This window comes from Chthoniobacter flavus Ellin428 (assembly GCF_000173075.1).
Taxonomy (GTDB): domain Bacteria; phylum Verrucomicrobiota; class Verrucomicrobiia; order Chthoniobacterales; family Chthoniobacteraceae; genus Chthoniobacter; species Chthoniobacter flavus.
This window is the reverse complement of the sequence record NZ_ABVL01000004.1, coordinates 461313-486102: the sequence shown is the minus strand read 5'-3', so window position 1 is coordinate 486102 and position 24790 is coordinate 461313. Positions and strand designations below refer to the sequence as shown.

General features: G+C 60.9%; 18 protein-coding genes. 4 read left to right on the top strand and 14 right to left on the bottom strand.

Going from position 1 to position 24790, the window contains the following annotated elements:
• Nucleotides 1–4 precede the first annotated feature (4 nt).
• Both CFE428DRAFT_RS09560 and CFE428DRAFT_RS09555 read left to right on the top strand, forming a co-directional pair.
• Nucleotides 5–1234: an NAD(P)/FAD-dependent oxidoreductase gene (locus CFE428DRAFT_RS09560; protein WP_006979315.1), complete on the top strand. Its 1230-nt coding sequence runs from the start codon at nt 5–7 to the stop codon at nt 1232–1234.
• Between the two features lie 14 nt (nt 1235–1248).
• Nucleotides 1249–2001 carry an AraC family transcriptional regulator gene (locus CFE428DRAFT_RS09555; RefSeq protein ID WP_006979314.1) on the top strand — a complete coding sequence of 251 codons (753 nt, stop codon included), beginning with the start codon at nt 1249–1251 and terminating at the stop codon, nt 1999–2001.
• Between the two features lie 88 nt (nt 2002–2089).
• On the opposite strand, the gene CFE428DRAFT_RS09550 is transcribed toward CFE428DRAFT_RS09555, so the two are convergent.
• From CFE428DRAFT_RS09550 to CFE428DRAFT_RS09540, 3 genes are all read right to left on the bottom strand, one after another.
• Entirely contained in the window at nt 2090–5563 is a 3474-nt protein-coding gene (locus CFE428DRAFT_RS09550) for a beta strand repeat-containing protein (RefSeq protein WP_006979313.1), read from the bottom strand.
• Nucleotides 5521–7698, bottom strand: coding sequence for a beta strand repeat-containing protein (locus tag CFE428DRAFT_RS09545; protein ID WP_042724684.1), 2178 nt, complete (start codon nt 7696–7698; stop codon nt 5521–5523). Before CFE428DRAFT_RS09545 ends, CFE428DRAFT_RS09550 begins: the two co-directional genes overlap by 43 nt.
• A gap of 401 nt (nt 7699–8099) precedes the next feature.
• Complete coding sequence (locus tag CFE428DRAFT_RS09540) at nt 8100–10565, bottom strand: DUF4838 domain-containing protein (protein ID WP_162145254.1); 2466 nt, start codon at nt 10563–10565, stop codon at nt 8100–8102.
• Between the two features lie 374 nt (nt 10566–10939).
• On the opposite strand from CFE428DRAFT_RS09540, the gene CFE428DRAFT_RS09535 reads away from it, so the two are divergent.
• On the top strand, nt 10940–11344 hold the full coding sequence (locus tag CFE428DRAFT_RS09535; protein WP_006979310.1) for a response regulator: 405 nt from the start codon (nt 10940–10942) through the stop codon (nt 11342–11344).
• Nucleotides 11345–11435: 91 nt separating this feature from the next.
• A complete protein-coding gene (locus CFE428DRAFT_RS09530; RefSeq protein ID WP_006979309.1) occupies nt 11436–13238 on the top strand; it encodes a glycoside hydrolase family 15 protein in 1803 nt (600 codons plus the stop codon).
• Nucleotides 13239–13241: 3 nt separating this feature from the next.
• Here CFE428DRAFT_RS09530 and CFE428DRAFT_RS09525 read toward each other — a convergent pair whose 3' ends face one another.
• The 11 genes from CFE428DRAFT_RS09525 to CFE428DRAFT_RS09475 all read right to left on the bottom strand — a co-directional run bounded on the left by CFE428DRAFT_RS09525 (nt 13242) and on the right by CFE428DRAFT_RS09475 (nt 24774).
• The gene (locus CFE428DRAFT_RS09525; RefSeq protein ID WP_006979308.1) at nt 13242–14198 is read right to left on the bottom strand and encodes a diacylglycerol kinase catalytic domain-containing protein; all 957 of its coding nucleotides are present in this window, start codon (nt 14196–14198) and stop codon (nt 13242–13244) included.
• On the bottom strand, nt 14195–15220 hold the full coding sequence (locus tag CFE428DRAFT_RS09520; RefSeq protein WP_006979307.1) for an SPFH domain-containing protein: 1026 nt from the start codon (nt 15218–15220) through the stop codon (nt 14195–14197). Before CFE428DRAFT_RS09520 ends, CFE428DRAFT_RS09525 begins: the two co-directional genes overlap by 4 nt.
• Nucleotides 15221–15309: 89 nt before the next feature.
• Complete coding sequence (locus CFE428DRAFT_RS09515) at nt 15310–16233, bottom strand: ADP-ribosylglycohydrolase family protein (protein ID WP_006979306.1); 924 nt, start codon at nt 16231–16233, stop codon at nt 15310–15312.
• Nucleotides 16230–17057: a TIGR02452 family protein gene (locus CFE428DRAFT_RS09510; protein ID WP_049975598.1), complete on the bottom strand. Its 828-nt coding sequence runs from the start codon at nt 17055–17057 to the stop codon at nt 16230–16232. The genes CFE428DRAFT_RS09515 and CFE428DRAFT_RS09510 overlap by 4 nt, the downstream gene beginning before the upstream one ends.
• Nucleotide 17058: 1 nt before the next feature.
• The gene (locus CFE428DRAFT_RS09505) at nt 17059–17625 is read right to left on the bottom strand and encodes an RNA 2'-phosphotransferase (RefSeq protein ID WP_006979304.1); all 567 of its coding nucleotides are present in this window, start codon (nt 17623–17625) and stop codon (nt 17059–17061) included.
• 11 nt (nt 17626–17636) lie between these two features.
• Entirely contained in the window at nt 17637–18734 is a 1098-nt protein-coding gene (locus CFE428DRAFT_RS09500) for an ADP-ribosylglycohydrolase family protein (protein WP_006979303.1), read from the bottom strand.
• The gene (locus tag CFE428DRAFT_RS09495; protein ID WP_006979302.1) at nt 18731–19420 is read right to left on the bottom strand and encodes an NUDIX hydrolase; all 690 of its coding nucleotides are present in this window, start codon (nt 19418–19420) and stop codon (nt 18731–18733) included. Before CFE428DRAFT_RS09495 ends, CFE428DRAFT_RS09500 begins: the two co-directional genes overlap by 4 nt.
• A gap of 111 nt (nt 19421–19531) precedes the next feature.
• Nucleotides 19532–20509, bottom strand: a complete 978-nt coding sequence (locus CFE428DRAFT_RS09490; RefSeq protein WP_006979301.1) for an ADP-ribosylglycohydrolase family protein — start codon at nt 20507–20509, stop codon at nt 19532–19534.
• Nucleotides 20510–20541: 32 nt separating this feature from the next.
• Nucleotides 20542–21177, bottom strand: coding sequence for a bifunctional nicotinamidase/pyrazinamidase (gene pncA, locus CFE428DRAFT_RS09485; protein ID WP_006979300.1), 636 nt, complete (start codon nt 21175–21177; stop codon nt 20542–20544).
• A 106-nt stretch (nt 21178–21283) separates the two neighbouring features.
• On the bottom strand, nt 21284–23281 hold the full coding sequence (nadE, locus tag CFE428DRAFT_RS09480) for an NAD(+) synthase (RefSeq protein ID WP_006979299.1): 1998 nt from the start codon (nt 23279–23281) through the stop codon (nt 21284–21286).
• A complete protein-coding gene (locus CFE428DRAFT_RS09475; protein ID WP_006979298.1) occupies nt 23278–24774 on the bottom strand; it encodes a nicotinate phosphoribosyltransferase in 1497 nt (498 codons plus the stop codon). The genes nadE and CFE428DRAFT_RS09475 overlap by 4 nt, the downstream gene beginning before the upstream one ends.
• Nucleotides 24775–24790: the final 16 nt, after the last annotated feature.

Here is a 24790-nt window from a genome sequence, read left to right as displayed (position 1 = left end):
GGCGATGAAACACGTCGCGATCGTCGGCGGAGGCGTGATCGGGCTCAGCGCCGCGCTGGAGTGCGCTCGGCGCGGGCATCGCGTGACCGTCATCGAGCGCGCGCCCGCACGCCGGGGCGCTTCGCTGGGCAACGCAGGGATGATCGTCCCCAGTCACTTCGTTCCCCTGGCCGCGCCGGGGATGATCGGGCTCGGGTTGAAATGGATGTGGAATCCGGAATCGCCGTTTTACATCCAGCCGCGGCTCGACTGGGATCTGCTTGCCTGGGCCATCCGCTTTTGGCGGGCCAGCACTCCGGAGCGCGTCCAGCGAGTGGCACCGCTGCTGCGCGACTTGCATCTCGCCAGCCGCGAACTCTACGCGCGATTGGCCGAGGAGGAGGACTTCGGGTTGGTGAAGAAGGGCCTGCTCATGCTGTGCAAAACCGAACGCGCGTTGGAGGAAGAAGCGCGAACCGCCGCGAAGGCGCAGACGCTGGACATCCCGGCCAAAGTGCTCGATGCGCCGCAAACCGCCGCGCGCGATCCCAGCGTGACAATGGACATTGCCGGAGCGGTCTATTTCGAGAAGGACTGCCATCTCGACCCGGCGCGTTATGTCGCTACGCTCGAACGTCGCTTGCGGGCGACCGGCGCGGAACTGCTTTACGATGGGAACGTCATCGGATGGCGACGAGAGGGCGATCGTTTCGTCGCCGCCCGCACCACGCGCGGCGAAATTGCCGCCGACGAATTCATCCTCGCCGGCGGCGCATGGTCTCCGGAGCTCGGTCTGCGGCTGCCGATGCAGGCGGGCAAAGGCTACAGCGTCACGTTGCCAGAGCCGATCGAGCAACCTCAGCTCTGTTCGATCTTCACCGAAGCGCGGATAGCGGTGACGCCGATGGGTAATGCACTGCGCTTCGGCGGCACGATGGAAATCGCCGGCACGAACGAACGCATCAACCCACGGCGCGTGGAGGGCATTCTGCGCGCGGTGCCGCACTATTTTCCCCATTTCCGTCGCGAGCATTTCGCGGGGCTGCAACCGTGGTGTGGCCTGCGCCCGTGCTCGCCGGATGGCCTGCCCTATCTCGGCCGCACGCGGGCCGCGACGAATCTCGTGGTCGCGACCGGACACGCCATGATGGGGCTGAGCCTCGCCCCGATCACCGGCGAACTAGTCGGCCAGTTGGTCGACCGGGAACCGCCCCGCTTCGACCTCGGGCTGCTCGACGTCGACCGCTACGCGTGAATAAGCTGCGCGGCATGAAAGGCCTCACGTCGCTGCTCGAGATGGACGGACTTTCGCTCGTCCTGCCGCTCGAGCGCGTCTTCGACGATTTGCCGAACGTGGTCTTTTTCATCAAGGACCGCGCGGGCCGCTATCTGGCGGTGAACCGGGCGCTCATGGAGCGCTGCGCTCTCGCGGAAAAAGCACGGCTGGTGGGCAAACGTCCTTCCGATTTTTTTCCCACCGCCCTGGCCGAACGTTACGAGCGGCAGGACCGGCGCGTGCTCGAAAGCGGCAAGCCGGTGCTCGACCAACTCGAATTGCACCTCTACCCGAACCGCGGCCGGGGTTGGTGTCTGACCAGCAAGTATCCGGTACTCGACCGTCGGACGGGAAAGATCGCCGCCCTCATGGGCATCTCGCGCGATGTGGAAGATTCCGCCAGTCGCGCGGCCAGCCATGGCTTGCCGGAACTCGCCCAAGCCATCGAGGTGCTGCAAACACGACTGCAGGATCCACCCGAGATGGCGGAGCTCGCGGAGCTTTGCGGACTCTCGACCGTGCGCTTTACGCGACTCGTCCAGCGCGTCTTTCACCTCACTCCACGCCAACTCGCCATGAAGGTTCGCCTCGATGAAGCGTTGCATCTGCTCGCCACGACGGACTCCTCCTTGAGCGACATCGCGCTGGAAACCGGCTTCTGCGATCAAAGCGCTTTCACGCGCCATTTTCGACGCATGACAGGCGTCCCGCCGGGAATCTTTCGATCGCAGACGGCTAGGCAGTAGGAATGTGTGGCAGCGGCTTCCTGCCGTTGATCGTCCAAAAAGCGGCAGGATGCCGCTTCCATTATTTCTCCAATCCATGTGAGCCCGATTACGACCGGCGGCGGCGCAGGCGTTGCATGCCGGCCAGTGTACCAAAGCTCGCGAGGAGGCTGACGAAGGCGCTCGGCTCGGGAATCGCGCTGATCGTGAGATCGACATTGTCCGAGGCGTCCAGGCTGAAGGTGCCCACCACACCGGGCGTCACAATGGTCCAGTTGGCGATGTTACTCAGACCGGCTTCGGTGCCAGTCAGCCCGGTGATGATGTTATCGTAAGTCCCGGTGTTGGCGCCTGCGAGGGTGAAGCTGAATTCCTGGTTGCTGTCGAAGACCCAGTTACCGCCGGTGCGGGCCAGGGAGGAATGCGCGCCGGAACCTCCGAGCGTGAGTTGGATGATCGAATTACTGGCCAGCGAGACATCGCTGGAAGAGGTGAGCGTGCCCGTCGCGGTAGTTCCATTGCCGCCCAGCAGGGTGGCGCCGCTTTCGATCGTCGCTCCGAAGATCGTTCCAGTGCCGCCGATGGCGGTGCCGTTCTTCGCGTCCACACTGCCGGTGAGCGAACCCGTGACGAGCAGTGTCCCCTGCGTCACCTGAGTTATCCCCGTATAAGTATTGTTGCCGTTCAAAGTGAGCGTGCCGGCACCCTGCTTGGTGATGCCACCGGAGGTATTGACCGTGGTGACCGGCGTGCCGAGAATCGCGCCGCTGCCGCCGCCGCCATTCACCGCCACCGTCGGAGCACCAGTGTAACCGACGCCGGGATTGGTAATGGTGATGCTGGCGATCTTGAAGGTGCCATTACCGGAGCCATCATCGACCATGTTCGCCACCGCCGTCGCGCCCGTGCCACCGCCACCGGTGATCGAGATATATGGCGCACCGATGTAGCCAACACCGCCATAGCTGACCGGGATCGTCGTCACGCCACTTCCATTGGGAGCGAGCAACGGCTGCCCGATCGTGATGGCCTGTCCGTTGGTATCGATCGTGCCGCCGCCGGAGAAGACGTTGACGCTGCTGAGTCCATTGAAGAAGGAGCCGCTGTTCGCCCCACTGGCCGCCTTCAAAGTGCCGCCATTGAAGTTTACCCAACCGGTGCCGTTCGTCCCCTTGACAATCTGCTTTACGCTATAGGTGCCGCCGATGAGGTTCAGGATGCCGACGTCGCCCGCCGTCTGGCCGAGAGTCGCCACGCCATTGACCGTGACCTGCGCCGTGCCGGCGATGGTTTCTTCACCGCGAATCGCCCCCGTGCTGCCGTCGACGCCGATGTGATTCGCCAGACCAGTGACCAGTGAGCCGCCGGTGAAATAACCCACGCCCACCGCGCCGGTTACAGGGCCACCGGCATTTCCACCCACCTCGAAATTCGCCGAACCGGTGGTCGGCAGGGTAATGGTGCCGCCGGACTGGTAGAATACCGCGAACGAATTGTTTGAGGCGCCACCCAAGCGAAAGCGTTCATTAGGACCGACAGTCGAGTTCGAGGGAGCGCTGAGCGTGCCGCCACTCATATCGTAGAAGCCGTAGGCGTTCGTATTACTCGCGAGAATGAATTCGGCATTGAAAGTGACATCGCCGCCAGATTGGTAGATGGCGCCCGTGCTCGATGTGCCCGTGGCGACGCCGATGCTGGGAAGCAAGCTGGTCACGTTCGCATTGATCGATGCGCCCGGCAGAATGTTCACGATACCTGTGACGCTCGCCCCGCCACCGGCAAAGAGCGGCGCGGCCAGAGCACCGGAGATATTCGCCGTCCCGCCATTGACCAAAAAGTTCCCGGTAAAGGTATTTGTGCCGGAGAGCGTCTGCGTGCCGGTGCCGATCTTCGTCACCGCCATCGCACTGCTGCCCGCACCATCGTTCAAGGCGCCACTGAAATTGGTCGAGATATTGTCGCTCCCGATGGTGAGGGTGATCGCCGTGGTAGCGTTATCGTTCTCGATGTTGCCGCCGCCGGTCAGGGAGCCGAGCGTCATGCTCTTGCCGTTGAACTCCAGGGTGCCGGTGGCAGCCACGTTCGCCGCTGAATTGGCACCGAACGCGCCGGTGCTGCCCGCGATCAAGGTGCTGTTCGGCCCGACGACAGTTGCACCGGTGTAAGTATTGGTGGCGGTCAAAGTCAGCGGGCCGCTGCCTTCCTGGGTCACCGAACCGGTGCCGGAGATGACATTGCCGTAGGAGAAGGCATCCGAGCGATCGAAGATCACCGAGCCGCTGCTGCTGATGACTTGGTTGAGGAACAAGTTTCCGTTCGCGGTCCCATTACCGATTTGCAAGGTCGCGCCTTGGGCCACGGAAACGGTGTTTCCGCTGGTGGCCGCGCCCAGGCCACTCCCACCCGAAAAGGAGAAGGTGCCACCGGCCAGAGCGCCAGTGCCGTTGCTCGACAAGGTCACGGTTCCGTTAACCGAATCAATCGCGGTCACCACCCCAGGTCGTATCACGGTCGAACTGTTCGTCACGCTGGAGGTGACCTTCTCTCCGATGAAGAGAGCGGAGGTGTCGGCAATACCGGTAATCTGGTTGCTGCCACTAGCCATGCTTCCCGTCAGGCTCACCGAAGGGACATAGTTACCCGTCACCACGATAGTGCCTTCGTTGATCACCGTCGGGCCATTGTTCGAATTGCTCGCCGTGAGGATGAGACGCCCGGCGCCGCTCTTGGTGATACCTTCGTTGCCAAGGCCGCCATTGTCGGTGATGACGGAATCGACCTCCAGATCCCCGGCGGTGTTGTTTTGGATGAAGATGATGTCGCGGCGGCCAAGTCCCTGCAGGACGCCTCCGGTGATGGTCGAGAGATTCGTCCCGACTGCGCTGGTAACGAGCACGCCACCACCACCGAGATCGCGCACTCCATTCGTGCCGCCCAGCGTCACCGTGTTCGCTGCCGCCGTATTGAAGCGCAGCGTACCCGCATCGGCGGTAAGAGTGCCACTGGTCGTGACATCCAGGTTGGCGCCCGACGTGCTGAAGCTGGAGCTGTAGGCTGTGTAACCCACAATCTTACCGCTGGAAACGGTCGCCCAAGTATTTCCATTTACGGTCACGCCCACGATCATGTTATTCGTCGTGCTAGCGCTACCCGTAACCGTCACGCCAGTGGGGATGGTGATGTCCAGCGTGGCGCCCACGGGGTTGGACGCGGTCGTCGCATTCGTCGTGGGAGTGGCGCGCAGGATGGGACCGAGATTGACCGTCAGGGTCCCCGTGCCCGCGCCCGGGGTGAGATTGATGTGCGAGGCGAAGTTCGCGAAAGTCGTGCTGCTGAAAGTCTGCGCGCTGCCCGCGTTGTCCTTGCCCTGAATGGTGAGGGTATTGACGCCGGCTTGACTGGTGGCGCCGATGTTGAGAGCCAGGCTGGCGGCACTGTTGACGATATTCGTCGCCGGTGCATTCGCGCCCGAGAAGTCGAGCGTGACACCGCCGCCGACGAGAACGAGGCTGCTCGTGCTGGTGAGCGAACCGGTAACATTCAACGTTCCGCGCGTGGGCGAAAGTCTGGCCGGTATAGCCATTCGTCCCGCTGGAGGGTGAGAACGCCATTTCCGAGCTTATTGATGCCGCCGATGCCATTAATACTGCCGGCCACGGACATGCTGTTGCCATTGGTGTCGAAGCCCGCATTCACATTGGCCACGGTGGTGGCGACGTTACGATTACTGCTGAGCGCCACGCTGACCGCGCTGGCCTGGAGAGTGCCGCCGCTAAAGGTGAGATTCGTCGCCGGAGCACCGGGGACCGCGCCGAGCGCTGCGTCGCCATTGATATTGAGGACCCCACCGGAAAGGTTCGTGCCACCGCTGTAGCTATTCACGCCGGTGAGCACCGCGGTGCCCGCACCACCCGCGGTGAGGCCGCCACTGCCAGTGATAGCGCTGCCAATGCTGAGCGTCTTGCCCGCGATTGGCAAAAGAATGCCGTCGGCCGTGCCGAAATCCACGGTCCCCGCCTCGATCGTACCGATGCTGACGTTATCCAGGGCGAGAATGCCGCCGCTGCTGATACTGAGCGTGCCGGTACCATTGATGCGGCCGAGCGTGCCAAGCGTGAGGGAGTTTAGTGACGTTGCGCCATTGATCGCGCCAATGACGTTGGTGATCTTCGCATTCACCAGCGAGCTGTTGCCATTGGCAAAGGTCGTGACGTATTCGCTGCTGGTCAGGCGTCGCAGGCCATTCGTGCTGTCGTAAGTGAGGAAATCCGTGCCGGTGCCGCTGTTGCTGTTATCGCCGTAAGCCCAGGGGATGATTCCGACCGTCGGCGTGCCGACAGACCCGCTGCCGCTCAGCGTCGGCGCTGTGGTGAAAGTGATATTCCCCGCGTTGATCGTCGTGCTGGCGATGGAGTTCACGCCGAAACTCGTTCCACGGACGAGGATTGTCGCCCCCGGGCTGCGCGCCAGACTGGCGGCGGTGAATTGCACATTGCGTGCGGAATTGGGCGCCAGGGTCACGGTGGAGCGTCCACCACCCAGAGTGAGCGCATTCGTAACCGACTCGACCGCGTTGCCAGCGCTGTTACCGGTAATGTTGAAGGTCGCGTCGTTCAGCGTGAGACTCTTCGCGCGGGTGATCGTGCCCGCCGCGTTGCTCGTCACCGCAAAGGTCGCGCCATTGACCGTCACATCCGAATTGAGCAACCGCCCCGTGTTGTTCGACAGCGAAAGGCTCCCCGCGCCGCTGATATTGCCGATGTAGCCGACATTGATCGTCGTCGCGCCGGAATAGGTCTGCGTGGAATTGATCGTCTCCGTTGCCGTTCCGATCTTCGTGAGCGCCAGCGTACCGGTGCCGCTGTTGGTATTATCGGAAATGACGCCGCTGAAAGTGCCTCCGCCGTTGTCGTTGCCGATGGTGAGCGTGGCAGCCGTGCCGTTGGCGTTGTTGTAAATGCTGCCGGCGCTGTTGCCGGAAAGGGCATCGACATTCTGGGTCGTGCCGTTGAGATCGAGGTTGGCATTGACCACCAGGTCGGTGAATTGCGACCCCAGCGTGCCGGCGCCAGACATCTGCACGGTGCCCGTGCTGATCGTAAAATTGTTCGCCGTGCCGCCGAAGGTGTTGACGCCCGCAAGCACAAGCGTGCCCAAGCCGGTCTTGGTCAATCCCACCGCTCCGGAGACGGCGGCGGTGAGGGTCAATGTTGCTCCCGCGCTCACCACATCGATGTTACCCGCCTTGGTGATCGAGATGGAAAGTTGACCAGTACCACTGCCCCCACCGATGGTCAGCGTGTTGCTTGTCGCGGAACTCCCCATCACCAGTACGTCGGTGGCCGCTCCCCCAGCTGCCACCGCGGCCGTACCGCCACCGCCCTCGCTCAGGGTGATGACGCGATTTGACGACCCGCTGGCGGCAATGGAAGCGGTGCTATTGGCATTCCAAATCAAATCGCCAAAGGTGAGGTTTGCCCCCACCGAAAACGTACTCGGCAGGGTAATGACGCTGTTGTCGAGGAGCGCCTCGTCGGCGGAGCCCGGCAGCGTATCGCCAACCCAGTTCGTCGCGGTATCGAGCGCGTTGCCCGTTCCAGTCGTGCCACCGTCGAAAGTGCGGGTCGCTGCTTGAGCGATCTGCGCGACACCGACCGTGAGGACGGTGGATAAGATCAACCAGGACGACAGACGACGCACCAACCAGGGAGTCAGCACATGTTCAGCGGATGAACGCCGAAGATTCTTTTTGGAAAAGGGACGATGTGAAACGCGTGCGGCGGGAAAATCAGAGGGCATGGAGGGGTCGATGAGTCGGAAAAAAACGGCGCATGGATGCCAGGCTCCACCCGCGGAGCGTCAAAGCCCCCAGAGGAAATCGCAGCGATGTCCGTATTTAGACGGGCGCGAACGTTAGCCAGGAAACCAGCTCCTGCGACGAATCTTTGTGAGAATCCGGAGCTTTCTCGGACCAGTTTTTTCGCTACATCGCGATGGCTTTGTAGCGAACCAAAGCAGCGATACAACAGACTCGGTTCGCCGAGTTATATTTCCATTAAACCGAGAGACTACGCGCACAGACGGAATCACTTCGCGGGTAATCTCCCCCCGACATCGAGTTACTCCGCGCCTTCCGGTGCGAGGAGCTCGAGCTTCACGTCATCAAACCACGCCTGGCTCTTTTCCGAGCCGCCATGACGCAGGGTAAGATTGAGCGCGAAGGTCGTGGTGTCGCCGCCGGGCTTGTCGAGAATGAAGTCCTGCTGGACGCGCGTCCATTCATCGACCGGCGGGTAGTGCGTGGTGACGGGCTTGTTGAGGAAAACGACGGACTGGATCTGCTGTGTCTCCGGCGAGGTGCGATACCAAAAAGTAAGGCGATAGCGCGCGTGATTTTGCGCGGTTATAAAACGATGGGTGCCGGAAGCGTCGGTGAGGCCGTGCGCGGTGAGGCTCGCATTGCCGCCGTGGTGAATATGGTGATCCAGCGTTACGGTCGCGTTCACCATGCGGCTTTGATAGATCGGCCAATCGCGGGCGACCTGCGGTTTGCCATCGGCCACCGTGGCGGGCGGCTCCTCGAAAGAGCCATTGGTGAGCAAATTCTTGAGCGCGGCGCCTGGATGCAGCAAGGCGAGGCGCTGGGTCTGCGCGTAGGGCCGCACTTCGGCACGCTCGTGGCCGAGACGATCCCACCAGGCCGCGGCGTCCTGGGGTGACAGGTGGTTATCCTCAACGAGATGTTTGGAGATGGCGGCGCAGGCAGCGTCGCGGGCCGCATCGAGTTGAGCCCATTTGAACTGCGCATCCGCGCGGAAATCGATCCGATCGGGCGCCGGCGCATAGACGCACAATTCAGCGTGGGGCTTGATCTGCTTTTCGAAGTGCTCAGCCGCTTGATCGCCGAGGCGCTGGAACTCGGCAAAGGAGTCGAGCAACTTCGTCGCCTCGGCGTCGCTGTGCACCTGGGCCTGGAGCATGGCTTGCATCACGGCGTACTGTTGCCAGTAGAGTTCGGCCCAATGGAAAGTGCTCTCGAGCAAATCCAGGCGCTGGCGGTTGCCATCGCCGACGACCACCCGCTTGGCGTCGTCGAGAGCGGCGCGCATCGCCTGGAAATCCTCGGCCGTCACATCGGAGAATTGCTCTTCGCCGGGACGTAGCGCCGTGAAGTGATACTCCTCCGGCGTGTGATGGCGCTCGTAGATTTTCTCCGCCTGCGCAAAGTAACGCGCCACCGCCGGCGCGGCCTCGCGGCCGTAAGCGTGCTCGTAATAGTCGCGGAGCAGCGCATCCACATCGAGATCGGTATTCCAGAGAAGATTGTTCAGCACCCACATCTTCGGCCCGTCGTTCATCCACGCTGCATAGGCCTCGCCCTTGAAGGCCACGCCACCGTGCTCGCGCGTCCAACGGAGCGCATCCTGCATGGCATGCGGCCAATGGTTCGGAATGACGTAACCCATTCCGTAGAGCCACAGATACAGCCCCACGTGTTTCGTCTTACCCTGCCATTCCTCGTAGGCCTTGTTCGGTTCCTTGAAAAGAAAGACGATCACATTGTCCGCCAGCGAAAACGACGGCGCCCACTTGGTAAGATTGTACGGCAGAAAGGCGACGTATTTACCCGGCCAGCGCTTCTCGATGCCTTCAGCCACAGCATTCACATACCGCCCGTAGGGATCGGCGATGCTGATGTTGCCGTCGGGCAGGAGCTTGCCGAGCTTCATGTCCGTTTCGGAATAACCGAGGCCATCGTTCACCGTAAGCGACATCGACTTGAGGTTCGGCTGTTTCGCAAAAAGCTCGCCGGCATAATCGATAGCGCGTTGCGCGGAGGCGGGATTGGAGAACGTCGGCTGCCAGCCTTCGGTCTGGTCCTTCGGCGGCACGTAAGGTTTGCCCGCCTTCACCGGGAAATACTCCGGGTGGGTCGCGCCTAACTCGCCGGGCGGGAAGATCTGGTAACAGTTGTGATGATACTGCAGACGCTCGGAGTCGCGCGTATCCGCCAGCCACATTGCAGTGTTGAAGCCGGCATTGCCGCTCCAGGTGCGCAGGAGGTAATCCGGCGCGGGATTGAGCAAATACAGATCGCGCGGGATATCCAGGTGATCGGCATGCGGAACGATCTCGCCGATCGTGCCGGGCAGCACATTGCGAACGTCCGCATAGTTCATGAGGAAAAACCACACGGCGTTTTGCGTGCCCACGCCGGACGCGCCGACGAGATGCAATTCGGCCTGACCGTCGGCCGGTTTCGTCGTGATCACAAAGCCCTGCACATCCGCGCGTCGCAGTTCGGGAAATGCCTCCAGCGGATCGGCTTCCGCGCCGACCCAGATACGATGCGCGCCCGCCGGAGCTTTTTGGGCAGATTCCACAACCGTTGCGTCCACGCCGGATATCTTGTGGAGATAATCGGCGAGCACTTCCGCGGCCTTGCGGATCTGCCCATTTTCAATTCCCTGCCGCGGGCCCGGCGTATCCTTGCCCACGATAATCGCGACCGGGCGGCCCGCCTCGAGGATCGCGGTTTTATCCGCGGATTCGCGGACCACCGCATCGCGCGCGAGAAACGGCATGAACCGCGGGCTCGCCGCCTGCGCGGTCAAACCCACCACACTCACGAAAAGCGCAAGACACCATGCGCCACAACGTCTTCCGCAATCCGGGGAGGAACTCATACTCAACACTACCTACAACGCCATTCGATTATTGAAACAATCGTCGTAGGAAATTCAGTCGGAAGAACGGCGACCAAACCTTCTCAACTGAAAACGAATTCTCATTCGTGAAAACCAATGGGCGCGAACCCCGTCATACATCAAACGAATTACTAAAAATTTCCTCGCCACACTGGTTCAGAGATCGCGTTACGCGCCGTCACGTAAAGTATGCTTTCCAGAAACGGATAAAGAGAAGCTCCGGTGCGCGCTGTGCTGCGAATCAGATCTTGATGAATACGAATTCCGAACATGGCGGACGTCTCAAAGTACTGGTCGTGGATGACGAGCCGACGATCTTGTTCACACTGAAACGCATCCTCGAGCACGCGGGTTACGAGGTGCACACTGCCCAATCCGGACGTGAAGGTTGGCAGACTTTTCAACAGGGGCAGTGGGATTTGGTTACCCTCGATCGTTCGATGCCTGAAATGAACGGCGAAGAGGTGGCTGCGGAGATTCGCCGCGTCGCGCCGAAAACACCGATCGTGCTCATCACCGGATTCACGGGCGCGGTGGTGCGGACCTGGCTCTTTGACGCCATTCTGGGGAAACCTTTCCGACCGGCGGAATTGCTAGACCACCTCCGCTTGGTGCTGGCGAAATACGCGCAGCCGACGCAGCGACAGGTCGCGTAACATCACGACCAACTCCGTGGGCGCTTCTCCCGCAAAGAGATGCCGCCGGATGGCCAATGGGATGCGATTCGTCGTATGAACAACCGTTCCCGTGGCCAAACCCGAACCGATCGAGAACCATGGCATCGTGGGGGATTTACATACCATCGCGCTGGTGGCGCTCGATGGTACGGTCGATTTCTTTTGCTTTCCGCGCTTTGACTCACCGAGCGTCTTTGCCGCGCTGCTCGACCAGGAACGCGGGGGGCACTTTCGCATCTCTCCGGAACTCAATGGTTCCAAGCATCGGCAACTCTATCTGCCGAACTCGAATGTGCTGCTGACACGGATTCTCTCCTCGGAAGGCGTCGCGGAGATCTCCGATTTCATGCCCGTGGAGGAAGCGACGAATGCGCACAATCTCGTGCGCCGGGTGAAGAGCGTGCGTGGCGACATCAACTTCCGTATGGAGTGCGCGCCGCGATTTAACTACGCGCGCTCGAAGCACCGCTGCGAACGGCAGGGCAACGATGTGATTTTCACCTCGGAAGGCCCGGATCACACAGTGCTGCGCCTGCATTCCTCGGTCCCCTTGAGAGTGGAGAACGGCGACGCCATCGCGGAGTTTCATTTGCACGTGAATGAAAACGCCTCCTTCGTCCTGGAGGACGGCGCGCAGTGTCAGGGGTGCAATGCTCACGATTTCGTTTCGGAAAGCTTCAAGCAAACGCTGAACTACTGGCGCCGCTGGATTGGCCACTGCAAATACAAGGGGCGCTGGCAGGAAATCGTCATGCGCTCGGCGTTGACCTTGAAGCTCCTCGTCTCCCAGCCCCACGGCTCGCTCGTGGCCGCGCCGACTTTCGGCCTGCCGGAGGTTCCCGGTGGCAGCCGCAATTGGGACTATCGCTACACCTGGATTCGCGACGCGGCGTTCACCATCTATGCCCTCATGCGACTCGGCTACACCGAGGAAGCAGGTGCTTTCAATCGCTGGGTCGAGCAACGCTGCCATGAAGTCACCGAGGGAGCGTCGCTGCAAATCATGTACGGTATCGATGGCCGGCACGATCTCACGGAGCAGACACTCGACCATTTCTCGGGCTATGGCGGCGCACGCCCGGTGCGCATCGGCAATGGTGCTTACGATCAGCTCCAACTCGACATCCTCGGCGAGCTCATGGACTCGATTTATCTCTACGATAAATGGGGTGAGCCGATCAGCCACGCGCTCTGGCGCAGCTTGTGCCCGTTGCTCGATTGGGTCTGCGACCATTGGCAGGAGCCGGACGAAGGCATCTGGGAAACACGTGAAGGAGCGCAGAAATTTCTGTACTCCCGTTTCATGTGCTGGGTGGCACTGGACCGCGGCATTCGCATGGCGCGCCACCGCTCCTTCCCAGCTCCCCTGGCGAAATGGATCGAGGTGCGGGATCACATCTTCAAAGAGGTCCATACGGCGTTTTGGAACAAGGATCTGCAGGCCTTCGTGCAGCGCGCGGGCTCGACCACGGTCGACGCCTCCACCCTGCTCATGCCGTTGATCAAATTCATCGGTCCAACCGATCCGCAGTGGCTATCAACGTTGAAATTAATCCGCGAGCGGCTCGTCGACGATTCGCTCGTCCATCGCTACGACCGCGGGGACGGCACGGCCTTTGCCGAAGCATCGCGCGAGGGCACCTTCAATATGTGCACCTTCTGGTATGTGGAGTGTCTTGCCCGCGGCGGCGATCCGCAGCAGGCCCGGTATGTCTTCGAGAAGATGCTCGGCTACGGCAATCACCTCGGCCTTTTCGGTGAAGAAACCGGAATGACGGGCGAACAACTGGGTAACTTCCCTCAAGCCTTCACTCATCTCGGTCTCATCAGCGCGGCCTATGCACTCGATCGTTCGCTGAATACGGACTCGTAACTCTCACTCGACAAGGCAACCGCGCTTCTCCGCCAGCGTGATCGTGGCGCGGGTGCCGGAATTGAAATCGAGAAAATCGGCCTCGATGCCGTCGCTGAAGATCACGCCGTTTTCGCTCATCTGGCTTTCGATCACCAGTGGTTGCTCCGCAGTCAGGCGACCGAAAAGGAGCGTCGCACCAGTCGACTGCGTGGGGAAAGGCTCGCGCACCGTGAAGAAGAGGTGACGGGCGTCGCACGGAAAAGTGGGATCGATCGCGGATCCCCGACCCGCTATCGGACGGCCAAATTCCTCTTTCACGAGATCGGCGACGCCCGTGGCGCCGGCGATGAGGCTCTTCAACCATCCCGTGGAACCGAGCCCGGTCGACACAACGACACCGCTGCTGGAGTGCGCTTCCTTCTTTTTCCCGATGTGCATCGTATAACGCGCGGAGCCATGGCTGCGCGGGCCGATGAACAAGTCATTCACCGCATGCAGCGCGAGACCGGTATTCAATTTCGCCACGGCCATGCTTACCTGACGGAGCGCGCGCCGGCGGGCAAAGACCTCGGGGAGCAACCGCGGCAAATCACGAACGCGAAACGGCAGGAGTTGCCCATCGTAACGTCGCGGATCTGGATTCACGCCGATGAGCGGCTGGCCATCGAGATATTTCAGGATGTTCGCCACCAGCCCGTCCTGTCCCAAAGCCACAACGACATCTTTCGGGCCGAAAACAAAGTTCGGCAACATGGCGCGCTGGACGGTGTACACCCGGCCGAGTTCGGAAAGAATGCGCTGCGTTTCCCGAATCGCTTCCTGATAGGTTCCGTCCTCGCGTTCGTAGTCGGAGAAATCGGCACCCAATCGGCGGACATAGAAACGCGCCTGTTGCTTCGTCGCGAAGCGTGCCTTCAAGTCGGCCAGTCGCGTCGCCCGCACGACCAGCACGATCTTGTTTTCCGTGAGCCGGTTCATGCGGCATGTCCATTCTCGGTCCGCAACAACTCGCGCAGGAGATCCGGCGAGATATTGAGCTGACCGATTTTATCCGCCCTGCCGGCAATTTCCTGGAAGGCCACGGCGATGAGTTGCTCGGGCTTCATGCCATTGTTCGCCAGCGCCTGCAGAATCCGCGGATCCGCCGAACCCAGCGCCTGCATGGTCGCCGACATTCCATAGGCCCGCGCGTCGGCTTCCGTCCTGGCATTCTCTGCCGAGAGCGTGACCAACCCCTTGCGCTTTTCCTCCAGCGTAATGCCCGCCTCCAACGCTTCATCCTCCAGCAGGTGCTTCTTCTCCTGCACCGCGCGTTCCGCATCCATCTGGGTCTCCCGGATCTGGCGCTTCTTATTCTCCACCGCGATCTCGGTGTTGAGTTCGTTTTCCTTGATCGCCCGTTCCTGCTCCACGGCAGCATTGCGACGCAGGTAAATCGCCTCATCCGCCTTCAGCAGGAGTTGCTCGCGCGTCTCCGCTTCCAAGGCCCGCGCCGTATCCGGCGTCGGCTTGATGGCCAGGATCGAGAGGCCAATGACCTGAATCCCGAGCGCGCTGATCTCCGGGGAAGTCTCCAGCGCCTTGCGCACATTGCCCACGATCATCTCCGCCGACCGCATGGCGTCGCGCAACGGCAGCTTCTCCAACTCCCCGCGGGCCAGCACATGCACGAGGTTGATGACCCGCTGCGGCAACTTCTCGGGATCTTCCGAGAGATAACGTCCATTTGGCGCCAGGGTGAAATTCATCAGCCCCGCCAACTTCCGCGGCTCGGCCACACGATAGGTCACCTGCCCTTGCAGCGTGATCGTCTGATGATCCGCTGTCGTTTCTTCGAAGATGAATGGCTCATCGCTGCTCCCCACCGGAATCGCCACCAGGGAAGCCGTGGGCGCATAGTAAAAGAACGACAATCCCGTGCCTTCGCGCACGATGCGCCCATTGCGAAATTGCAGCAGATAAGTCGTGGGTGGTGTCTTGATGAAACGAATACCGAACATAGAGATATGAGTTTGGGGTTGAGGTTGAAAAGAAACGCGTGTGGGAATCCTCGAGACGTGAATGTGACGGCCAGTGCGAGGACAGATGCTCATGGCTTTTCCTCCCAATCGAAACGCTCACGCGCCGCCTGCCAGTCTTCCGGAATCGATTCGCGTCCCGCATAGAGCGCCACGATTCCGCCGACCATCGCACAGTTCGTATCGCAATCGCCGTCGGCTATGACGGTATCGATCAGCGCCTCGCGATAATCATCGAGGTGTTTCGCTGCCGACCACAGGACAAAGGGAACGGTATCGGGTGCTGTCACCGCACTGCCATTCCCGAGCACCCGGGCAGCAATTGCTGGTGCGGTGAAGAAAGGCAGCTTCTGCGCGCGAGCAATGCCGATGCGCGTCTCGCCATCCGGTGTGCGATCATAGACCGTCTGCAACAATTCGATCGCCGCCTGCGCTTTCGGCATACCTCGCAACCGCCAGGCCATGGCCGCGGCCGTGGCGATGGCGATCGCTCCCGATATCCCTTCGCGATGCGCATGCGTCACTCCGGCCGAGAGCACCGCCTCCGCCCGCAAACACGTGTCGAGATCTTCCGCGAAATACGCTCCCAACGGCGCCACTCGCATGGCGGCTCCATTTCCCATGGACCCCGTGCCGCCGAATGCCGAACCCGCCGCACGCTGCCAACTCTCCCCAGCCAGAATCCTGCGCAAAATGACCCGCGCCATCGTACCGTAGCCGCGTTCCGGCTCCCGCCGAAACCGCTCGGCAAATTGGAGCGCCAGTTCGTTGGGATCAATACTCCCCCGCAACCGCAGCACTTCGAAAACTCCCAGCGCCATCGCGGTGTCGTCCGTGTAAAACCACGGCCCAGCCATCAGTCCGCGCTCAACCCGCTCCCGCGCCGAAGCACCTTGATAGGCGAGCATTTCACCGAAGGCGTCACCAATCGCCAGTCCCTCCAGAGACAACCGTGCACGTTCCAACCGCTCGGTGTGATTGTCGGGCAAGTTCACGGAAACTCCTTTTCAAAGGCCCGAAGGACACCCTGGTCCGCCGACCGATCATAGATTGCGAAGACGACCTCCTCGAATACGCCGCCAAACTCGCCACCTTCGCCTAACAATTCGCGGAAAATGAGCGCGACCAATTGCGGGTCATTACGAAACACCCCGCAGCCCCACGCACCCAGAACCAGGCGCTGTATCTCCATCGCTGCGGCAATGTTTAATACGAAAGCCGTACGACGGCGCAGCGTAGGTTCCACTTCGCTCGATCGCGTCGGCTCATTCACGGCGACGGCTCCCGCATTCGGCGCGGGCGCGGTGATGACAGATGCCAGGTAGGGTTTCTCCAGCAGAGCACCCTCGTCATCCCGGAAAAACGGCACCTCTGGCGACCAGATTGCCAGGTCGAGATAGAGCGCGGTGTTGGCGGCGCGATTGCGCTCGTAATATTCCGGTGCCGCCAGCAGGCACCGATACAGAGCAGAGGAGCGGGCCAATGATTCTTCTTGCGCCTCGGAACCGCGGAGGAAGCCTCCACCCGGATTTTTCGCCGAAGCGAAATTCAGGCAGGCCAGTGCCCCTTGTCCACTTGCGGAAAGTCTTCGCATGGCCGCAATCGTCGTCTCACCGGTCACGGCAAACTGCGTCGCCAACGGGGAACTTTTCGGCGCAGGACGGTGGAGCGCACCCGGAACACAAAGCCGGGTTTCCGCAACTGCCTCCCGAACCGCGGTCTCGATATCGACGGTGACACCTGCCGCCGTCACGTACCGACCTTCTTCGCAGATCGCGACGGTCTCCACCGCCATCTCTGCTCTCGTTGAACGTTTCATTTTAGTTCCGTAGGGTTTTGTCTTCCGGGAATTCGATGAATGCCACCGGCACGGCATCAGTCAGCCACACGCCATTCTCCGAAAGGAAGAAGGAGTGATTCGCGGCATGCATCGCATCCGCCTTGATGAGCAGAATCAAAGGTTTGCCATGCCGCTGCCCGACTTTGTGAGCGGTCTCCTCATCGGCGCTGAGATGAACATGATGACGCTCCATCTTTTTCAGACCATCACTCCGGATCGAATCGAGGAAGCGCGTGGCCGTCCCATGGAACAGCCGCGCCGGCGGCACCTGCGGTGTATAACCGAGTGACACCTCGATGGAATGCCCTTGGTTGGCGCGAATCCGCCGGCCATCGTCACTGAACGCGAAGCGCTTCTTTTCATTCGTGACGACGATCTCTTCCAGTTCGGCACGTTCGATCGCCACGCCATGTTGACGGCAAGCCGCCAGCAACATTTCCACTTCTACCCAACCGGCCGAATCCAACTCCAGGCCAACCTTCTCGGGCTCGTGCCGCAGGACGAGGCTCAGAAATTTACTCGTCCGGGTTCTTTCTTTTTCATTCATAATTCCAAAAATCAGTAAGGGGGCAACGAACGCCGCAACGCGTGCGCGAGAACCACGAACAGGAAGACCAGGTTTCGCAGAAGGCTTATCGGCCAAAGGTAACGGAGGGAGCCGGACGCCGATTCTCCTTCGGCATGCTGGGCCAGCTTTTCGGCGACCCGACCGAGCATCGCGGGAGAACACGGGTATTCGGCGATCCCCTGGCGCCAGGTATGCGGAATGCCGGTTGGGCCAACACGTGCTCCCACCAATGCACCCGTGATGGCTCCAACGGTGTCTGTATCGCCGCCGCAGGCGATGGCTTCTTCCATCGCCTTTGCAAAATCATTGCGATGCGACAAGGCCGAATAAATGGCCACCGGCACACTCTGCAACGCGTAGCCGGAAACTCCGTCCTTCGCCCCCACTCGCCGGGCAAATTCCGCCACGCTCATTTGATTCGTCATTGCACCGCGCAACGTAGCAACCATGTCGGTCCAGATTGTCACCGTCGATAGCTCAGCAAGTGATTTCCACAATGCATCGAGATCTTCCGCTCGCTTTGCCATCCATGCGCCGACTTCCGCCACCGCCAACGCGGCCACTTCCGCACGGACGTCGCGATGCGTAATCTCTGCGCTGGCTCGCACAAACTGGTGCCGGCGCACAGGATCACTTGCGTAATACACGCCGAGCAACGCGCTACGCATCGCAGGGCCATTTCCCGCAGACACCACCCCGCTGCGAGCGGGTGAAAGGCCCAACCAGAGCTTGAGGATGGCTCGCAAAGTAGCGTAACCGACGCCCGCCGGCAGCGCGATTAGCCACCACCGTAAACGCCGCGCAAGACCGCGCTGAAAGACCAGGATATCATCAGACGACTCCAGTAGTGCCTGGCCCACCATGAAGGCGTGTTCGGTATCGTCGCTCACCATCCCGTATCGGCCAAGAAAGCGGTGCCTCAGCGGTCGCGGAAACAACTTTTGCTGCCGTCGCGCACTAAGTCCCTCCATAGGCAACCCCAAGGCATCCCCCACCGCCGTGCCGATCAGCGTTCCAGCGAGTGCATCGCGCCTGCGTTGGGATAGCTGGGTCAAAGTCGCAACCGGTTCCTCGATGACTGCGTTCATAACTCAAAATTGAAGCCCCGCTTTTTCAGCGCGGAGTATTTCTTCGCATCAAACCGGAAAAGCTGGGCCGGTCGATGTGCCCCGGTGCGGGCCTGCTCCTTGAGCGGAAGGAGCAAGCCCATGCTGAGGATCTTTTTGCGGAAGTTGCGCTTGTCCAAATTCGCCTGGAGTACGGCCTCGTAGAGGTGCTGCAACTCGGAGAGGGTGAACTTCTGCGGCAACAACTCGAAGCCGATGGGTTCGTAACGGACCTTGCCGCGCAGGCGTTCCAGGGCCGTGCGCAAAATATCCGCGTGATCGAAAGCGAGCGCGGGCAATTCCGCCACGGTGAACCACTGGGCATCGCTGGCGTCGCTCGCGCCGGTCGCCGGATGTTCCGCAAGTTTGACGAGAGCATAATAGGCCACGCTCACCACCCGCTCACGCGGATCGCGATCGATCGCGCCGAAAGTGTAGAGTTGCTCGAGAAAGACGTCTTTCAAGCCGGTCTCCTCCGAGAGTTCCCGGCGGGCCGCTTCATCGACCGTTTCTTCCAGGCGAACGAACCCGCCCGGCAAGGCCCATTTCCCCTTGAACGGCGCCAGGCCACGGCGAATGAGCAGCACCTTCAACTCCGCTTCGTCGAAACCGAAGACAACACAGTCCACCGTGAGCGCAGCGCGCGGATATTCGTAAGTATGAGGCATGGGATGATTGGGAATTAATGGATGATGCTGGATTCAGTTTGGTATTCGGCGATGACTTCGATCAGGCCGACGAGGTGCCGATTCATTTCCGTCGGAATAGGGTCGTCGTTTTCATTGCGAAATGGCGCTCGGCGCCGGCAACCGATCGAGAAATCTCGCCAACATCGATTGGACATCGTCGTGACGAGCCAAAACGCTCTTCCAATCGGGCGGAATGCTTGCCATTCCATAACATGCACCGGCGAGTCCGCCGGCCACACAACCAGTCGTGTCGGTGTCGCCTCCCAGGTTCACCGCCTTGAGGACGGTCTCTTCAAAAGAACGGGAAGTCAGTAGACACCACACGGCCGCGGCCAGCGTATGCATCACATACCCGGTGGAATCGATATCCCGCTCCGTCTGATTTGCCAGATTGCCCGATTCAATCAGGCGAAAATGCAATCGCTCCGCGATATAGGGCGGACGCTCGTAGTAAGCGGCAAAAGCATCTACGGCTTGAGACCACGCCTTGTCCGGTGGCACTCTCTGAACCAAAGCGCGGACCAACAAACAATACAACGCACACGCCATCTGCGAACGCGGGTGCCGGTGAGTGAGCGTGGAAGCGCGTTGAGCGGAAACCATCAGTTCCTCCGGCGTCGCGCCAAGAAACCACAGGGCCACCGGGAGGATCCGCATGAGCGAACCATTGCCGTTGCTGTATTCATCGGCGCGACCCGCTTCCTCTGGCGGCACTCCGTTTTGGAGATTTGAAAGCGCTTCTGAAGTGGCGATCCCGACGTCGAAAATCCCGCCATGAGGCGTGCAGTACCCATCTACGCCCCAACGGACAAATCGACTGGCGAGATCGTGGACATTCAATTTTCCACAGGTCGTGAAACTGTCCACCGTGCAGAGCAAAAGCGACGAGTCATCCGACCAGGTGCCAGACGGCTGGCCATGTGTTCCAAAGCCTCTCATCGCCGTCACAGGATTTTCCCGCAACGCCTGGCGGCTTTGAAACTCGACCGGAACGCCCAACGCATCTCCCACCAGAGCGCCCCAAAGCGCTCCGTGGATACGATCTTGTACTGAAATAACCGTGTTCATGTTCACAATGGGTTGGGTGTTGGATGGATAAATCAGTGGGCGGCTCCCAAGTGTTTAAGGGTTTCCTCGCTGGTGATGACCTGCGCTCCGGCAGCCCGCATGTCCTGGACGGCGTGCGTCACGTCGCCTGCTTGGAGATTCACGCCGCGGCAGGCGTCTTCGATGAGGTAGGTGTTGAAACCGAGTTGCAGCGCATCGAGCACGGTGAATTTTACGCAGTAGTCGGTGGCCAGGCCGGCCACATACACATCGGTCACCCCTTTGCCCTGCAGATAGTCGCCCAAGCCGGTGGCTTGCCGACGGCCGTTGTCGTAGAAGCCGCTATAGCTATCGACCGTGGGATCCATGCCTTTGACAAAAATCTGGTTGCAGCGTTCCGGATCCAGTCCAGGGACGAACTCGGCTCCGGGGGTTCCCTGCACGCAATGGGTCGGCCAAAGGATCTGGGGCAGGCCATGGAGATCAATTCGGTCGCCCGGTTGATGTCCCGAATGATTGACCGCGAAGCTACCGTGGGTGATCGGGTGCCAATCCTGGGTGGCGACCACCAGGTCGAAGGACGGCAGGAGGCGGTTCACGATGGGCACGATCCGGTCGCCCTGCGGCACCGCTAGCGCCCCACCGGGCACAAAGTCATTTTGGATATCAACGAGGACGAGACAGTTCATGTTTTTCTTACACGAAGTATTCGTGTTGTATGGACACTAAGTCAATGAGAAACTTTATGGCGCGTCTTTTTCGAATGAAAACCACGCCCGGAAAACCCGTAACGCCCTACCGGAAACTCTCGCCCTGAACGTACGCCCGCAGTTCCGCCAATTCCCGGACAAAGCCACCCGACAGGATCGGGAAGCGGCACCACGTCTTCGGATCGAGGTTCTCGTCGTCGACGTGGAAGGAGGGCGCATAACGCTCACGCTTCCATTGGTTGCGACTCCAAAGCGTGAAGAAACGCTCCACCCATACGGCCATTTGCCCGGCTGGATAAGCGGGAAATCGATTTCGCATGAGCAGATAGACGTCCATCGGCTTCTGCTTGTCGCGAATCGCCGCCCGCTCGATCGCGTCGAGGATCGGGTAAGGCATCAAGTCCTCTTCGTCCGTCTGGTGATATTCCTGCGGCCGCAATTCGGCCGTCGGCGCCTGCGCATTGATGACGTGCAACTCGGGAATCGCGCCAGTTTCCGCCGGGCCATGCTGTTCCATCCAGGCCAGCCATTGGCGCAGGAACGCTTTGTCGATTCCCGCGATCGGGCTCAAGCCGCCACAGGTGTCCCCATCCATGGTGGCGTAGCCGACGGCCGCCTCGGAACGGTTGCTGGTCGCCAATAGCAGCGCATTCCGGAGATTGGCCAGCATCCATGCGCCGGGCGCACGGACACGGGCCTGGATATTCTGCAGGGGAATATCATCCGTCGACCAGGTCAGCGACCGGCCGATCGCGGTCGAAACAAGGCGGGTATATTCGGCAACGAGGCCGTCGACCTCCCATTCGCAATGAGTCACTCCGACGGCTTCGGCGACCACCCGCGCCGCGTGGCGTGTCGTCTCCGAGCTATTGGCCGTGCCTTGGTATACCGTCGTCACCAATGCGCCGACCAGTTTCGCTTCGGGTAATTCACTCAGATCGTGCCGGTAGCCAAGCTTGGCCAAAAAGCCCTCGCGCCCCAAGGACACGAGGCCGAGTCTGGCCGTCAACGCTGCCAGGATCGTAACCGCTGCCGAATCCGCTCCGCCGCTCAAAGAGACGACGAATCCGTGCGAGCGGCTTTTGCGCAAATAGTCGAAGAGCCCGAGCACGATCGCCCGAGTGAATTCTTCTTCCTTGATCTGAGGGCTCTCCTCCCACGCCGCTCGTGAGGCGCCGTTATCCGCAATGGCCGGCACGGGAAAATCGAAATCGCAGCGCACACAGCCGCTCTCCGAGCTCTGAAGGTCCGGCTGAAAACTTCCGGTGCGTGCCTGCCCCATGCGCGTCCGCTCCAGGTCCACCACGGCGGAAGTCACCTCACAATCGGCGAACGAAAACCGATTCCCTTCAGCCACGAGCCGCCCACCGGTGGCGATCAGTGCGCCGCCATCGAAGATCGCCCGTCCCGACTCGTTGCCAACCATGTTCGCGTAAACATAAGTCAGCCCAAAGGCGCGCGATCCCTCCGCGACAAAACGGCGGCGCACCTCGATTTTGCCAAACGCAAAATGGCTGGCACTGGGATTCAGGAGCAGGTCCACGCTCTGGCGGGCGAGATTCGCCCCCGGCCGAGCGGCGACCCAGGCATCTTCGCAGATCTCGAAGCCAATTCGGATATCACCACAGTCGAAACACAGATCGCCGATTGGACAACTGCGTCCATTGCGCTCGATCGTGCTCTGCAATCCCGACGGCCACGGCTTGAACCATCGCGGCTCGTAGTGAATCCCGTCTCCGGCAAGAAACTGTTTGCCGACAAAACCAACGATGCGTCCGTCAACCACCAGACCGGCCGTATTGAAAAGCGCATTGCGATGAAAGATCGGCAACCCCAGCGAGACAATCATTCCCCGCGTAGCAGGGAGGATCTCTTGCAAGACCTCCCAGGCCGTGGCGTGGGTCGCCGCCGAGTGAAAAGCGTCCTCACATCCATAGCCGGTGATACACAGTTCCGGCAGGCAGAGGACGCTGACTCCCCTCACCCGCGCCTCGGCGATGGCCGCGAGGATGTTCCGCTTGTTCCCTTCCCAGTCGAGCGGCGTCTGGTTCAGCGTCGCGGCGGCGACATGCAGTAATTTCACAGCGTCTCCCCTCGCGGGCCCGTCTCGCGCCCTTCACGGGCGGCCAGAATCAGTCGGGTACGCAGATCGTGCAGCGCAGGCGAGAGACCCACCGGATACTCGTGTGGATTCAGGAATCGCTTGTGACCTTCATGGAAGCCGGCGAGTTGGGCCTGCGCCCGGTCGCGGATCGCCGTAATCGGGGGCATCTCATAAACCGATCGTCCACGCCGGAAGATCGGCACGAGCAGATCCTCCGCCGTGGCATTCTCGGGGATCTGTTTGCGTCGGGTCAGGTCCACGCGATCCACGATCACCCGGCTCGTTTCCGCGGGCGCGTCGAGATCGTAAATCATGTCCCCAAGAAAGAAGCCATTCGCGCGAAAGCGGCGCACCTGCTGCAGGCCCGGCGTCGATATCTTCGCCGTTTGTTCCGAGAGCTTGATCTTATGACGCCACGGGCCGCCGTTTTCCCGCACCGCCGAGAGCTTGTAAACGCCGCCGAGCGCGGGTTGATCGTAGGCGGTGACCAGGCGCGTGCCGACGCCCCAGATGCTGATCCGCGCGCCCTGTTGCTTGAGACTCGATATCGTCTGCTCGTCGAGGTCGTTGCTGGCGACAATCTGCGCCTTGGGAAAGCCGGCTTCATCGAGCATCCGCCGCGTTTCGATGCTGAGCCAGGCCAGGTCCCCCGAATCCAGACGCACGCCACCGAGTTCATGCCCGCGTTCACGCAGCCAGCGTCCTGTCTCGATAGCCCGCTGCACGCCGGTCAGCGTGTCGTAGGTATCCACGAGGAAGATGGTGTTGTTCGGCATCGCTTCCGCGTAAGCGCGGAATGCTTCTTCCTCCGTGTCGAACGACATCACCCAGCTGTGGGCATGAGTCCCGCGAACCGGGATGCCAAACAGGTAGCCGGCCTCGACATTCGAGGTCGCCGCGCAACCACCGATGTAAGCTGCCCGACTGGCAGCGAGCGCGCCATCCACGCCCTGGGCCCGGCGCAGGCCAAATTCCAATACCGGATCATCTTGAGCCGCAAGACAGACCCGCGCCGCTTTCGTCGCGATGAGCGTTTGGAAGTTCAGGAGATTGAGCAGCGCCGTCTCGACGATCTGGCACTGCAGCAACGGTCCGCGGATGCGCAACAACGGCTCGTGCGAAAAGACTACGGTGCCTTCCGGGATGCCATCCACATCGCAGCACCATTCCATCGTGCGCAGATATTCGAGAAAAGCCGGCTCGAACAACGGCTTTCCGTCGTCGCCGGTCAGCGTCCCGAGATAGGCGAGTTCCTCGTCGCGGAAGGCCAGGGTACGCAGATATTCGATCGCATCGCCGAGGCCGCAGGCGATGCTGAAACCACTTTTGAAAGGATGCGTGCGGAAGAAGAGATGGAAGACCGCCTCTTTCGACTGCACCCCCGCCTTCCAATAGCTGTAAGCCATGGTGAGCTGATAGAGATCGGTCAGGAGAGCCGAGCACCGGCGATGAGGAGGTTGGGGTGTTTGCATACTTAGTGTCTACTAC

Coding starts and splice junctions, on each gene's coding strand:
- CFE428DRAFT_RS09550 (WP_006979313.1), bottom strand. CDS start 5,563: ATGGCTATACCGGCCAGACTTTCGCCCACGCGCGGAACGTTGAATGTT.
- CFE428DRAFT_RS09505 (WP_006979304.1), bottom strand. CDS start 17,625: ATGAATGAAAAAGAAAGAACCCGGACGAGTAAATTTCTGAGCCTCGTC.
- pncA (WP_006979300.1), bottom strand. CDS start 21,177: ATGAACTGTCTCGTCCTCGTTGATATCCAAAATGACTTTGTGCCCGGT.
- CFE428DRAFT_RS09520 (WP_006979307.1), bottom strand. CDS start 15,220: ATGTTCGGTATTCGTTTCATCAAGACACCACCCACGACTTATCTGCTG.
- CFE428DRAFT_RS09555 (WP_006979314.1), top strand. CDS start 1,249: ATGAAAGGCCTCACGTCGCTGCTCGAGATGGACGGACTTTCGCTCGTC.
- CFE428DRAFT_RS09495 (WP_006979302.1), bottom strand. CDS start 19,420: ATGCCTCATACTTACGAATATCCGCGCGCTGCGCTCACGGTGGACTGT.
- CFE428DRAFT_RS09475 (WP_006979298.1), bottom strand. CDS start 24,774: ATGCAAACACCCCAACCTCCTCATCGCCGGTGCTCGGCTCTCCTGACC.
- CFE428DRAFT_RS09560 (WP_006979315.1), top strand. CDS start 5: ATGAAACACGTCGCGATCGTCGGCGGAGGCGTGATCGGGCTCAGCGCC.
- CFE428DRAFT_RS09535 (WP_006979310.1), top strand. CDS start 10,940: ATGAATACGAATTCCGAACATGGCGGACGTCTCAAAGTACTGGTCGTG.
- CFE428DRAFT_RS09500 (WP_006979303.1), bottom strand. CDS start 18,734: ATGAACGCAGTCATCGAGGAACCGGTTGCGACTTTGACCCAGCTATCC.
- CFE428DRAFT_RS09510 (WP_049975598.1), bottom strand. CDS start 17,057: ATGAAACGTTCAACGAGAGCAGAGATGGCGGTGGAGACCGTCGCGATC.
- CFE428DRAFT_RS09525 (WP_006979308.1), bottom strand. CDS start 14,198: ATGAACCGGCTCACGGAAAACAAGATCGTGCTGGTCGTGCGGGCGACG.
- CFE428DRAFT_RS09490 (WP_006979301.1), bottom strand. CDS start 20,509: ATGAACACGGTTATTTCAGTACAAGATCGTATCCACGGAGCGCTTTGG.
- CFE428DRAFT_RS09540 (WP_162145254.1), bottom strand. CDS start 10,565: ATGCCGTTTCTCGCGCGCGATGCGGTGGTCCGCGAATCCGCGGATAAA.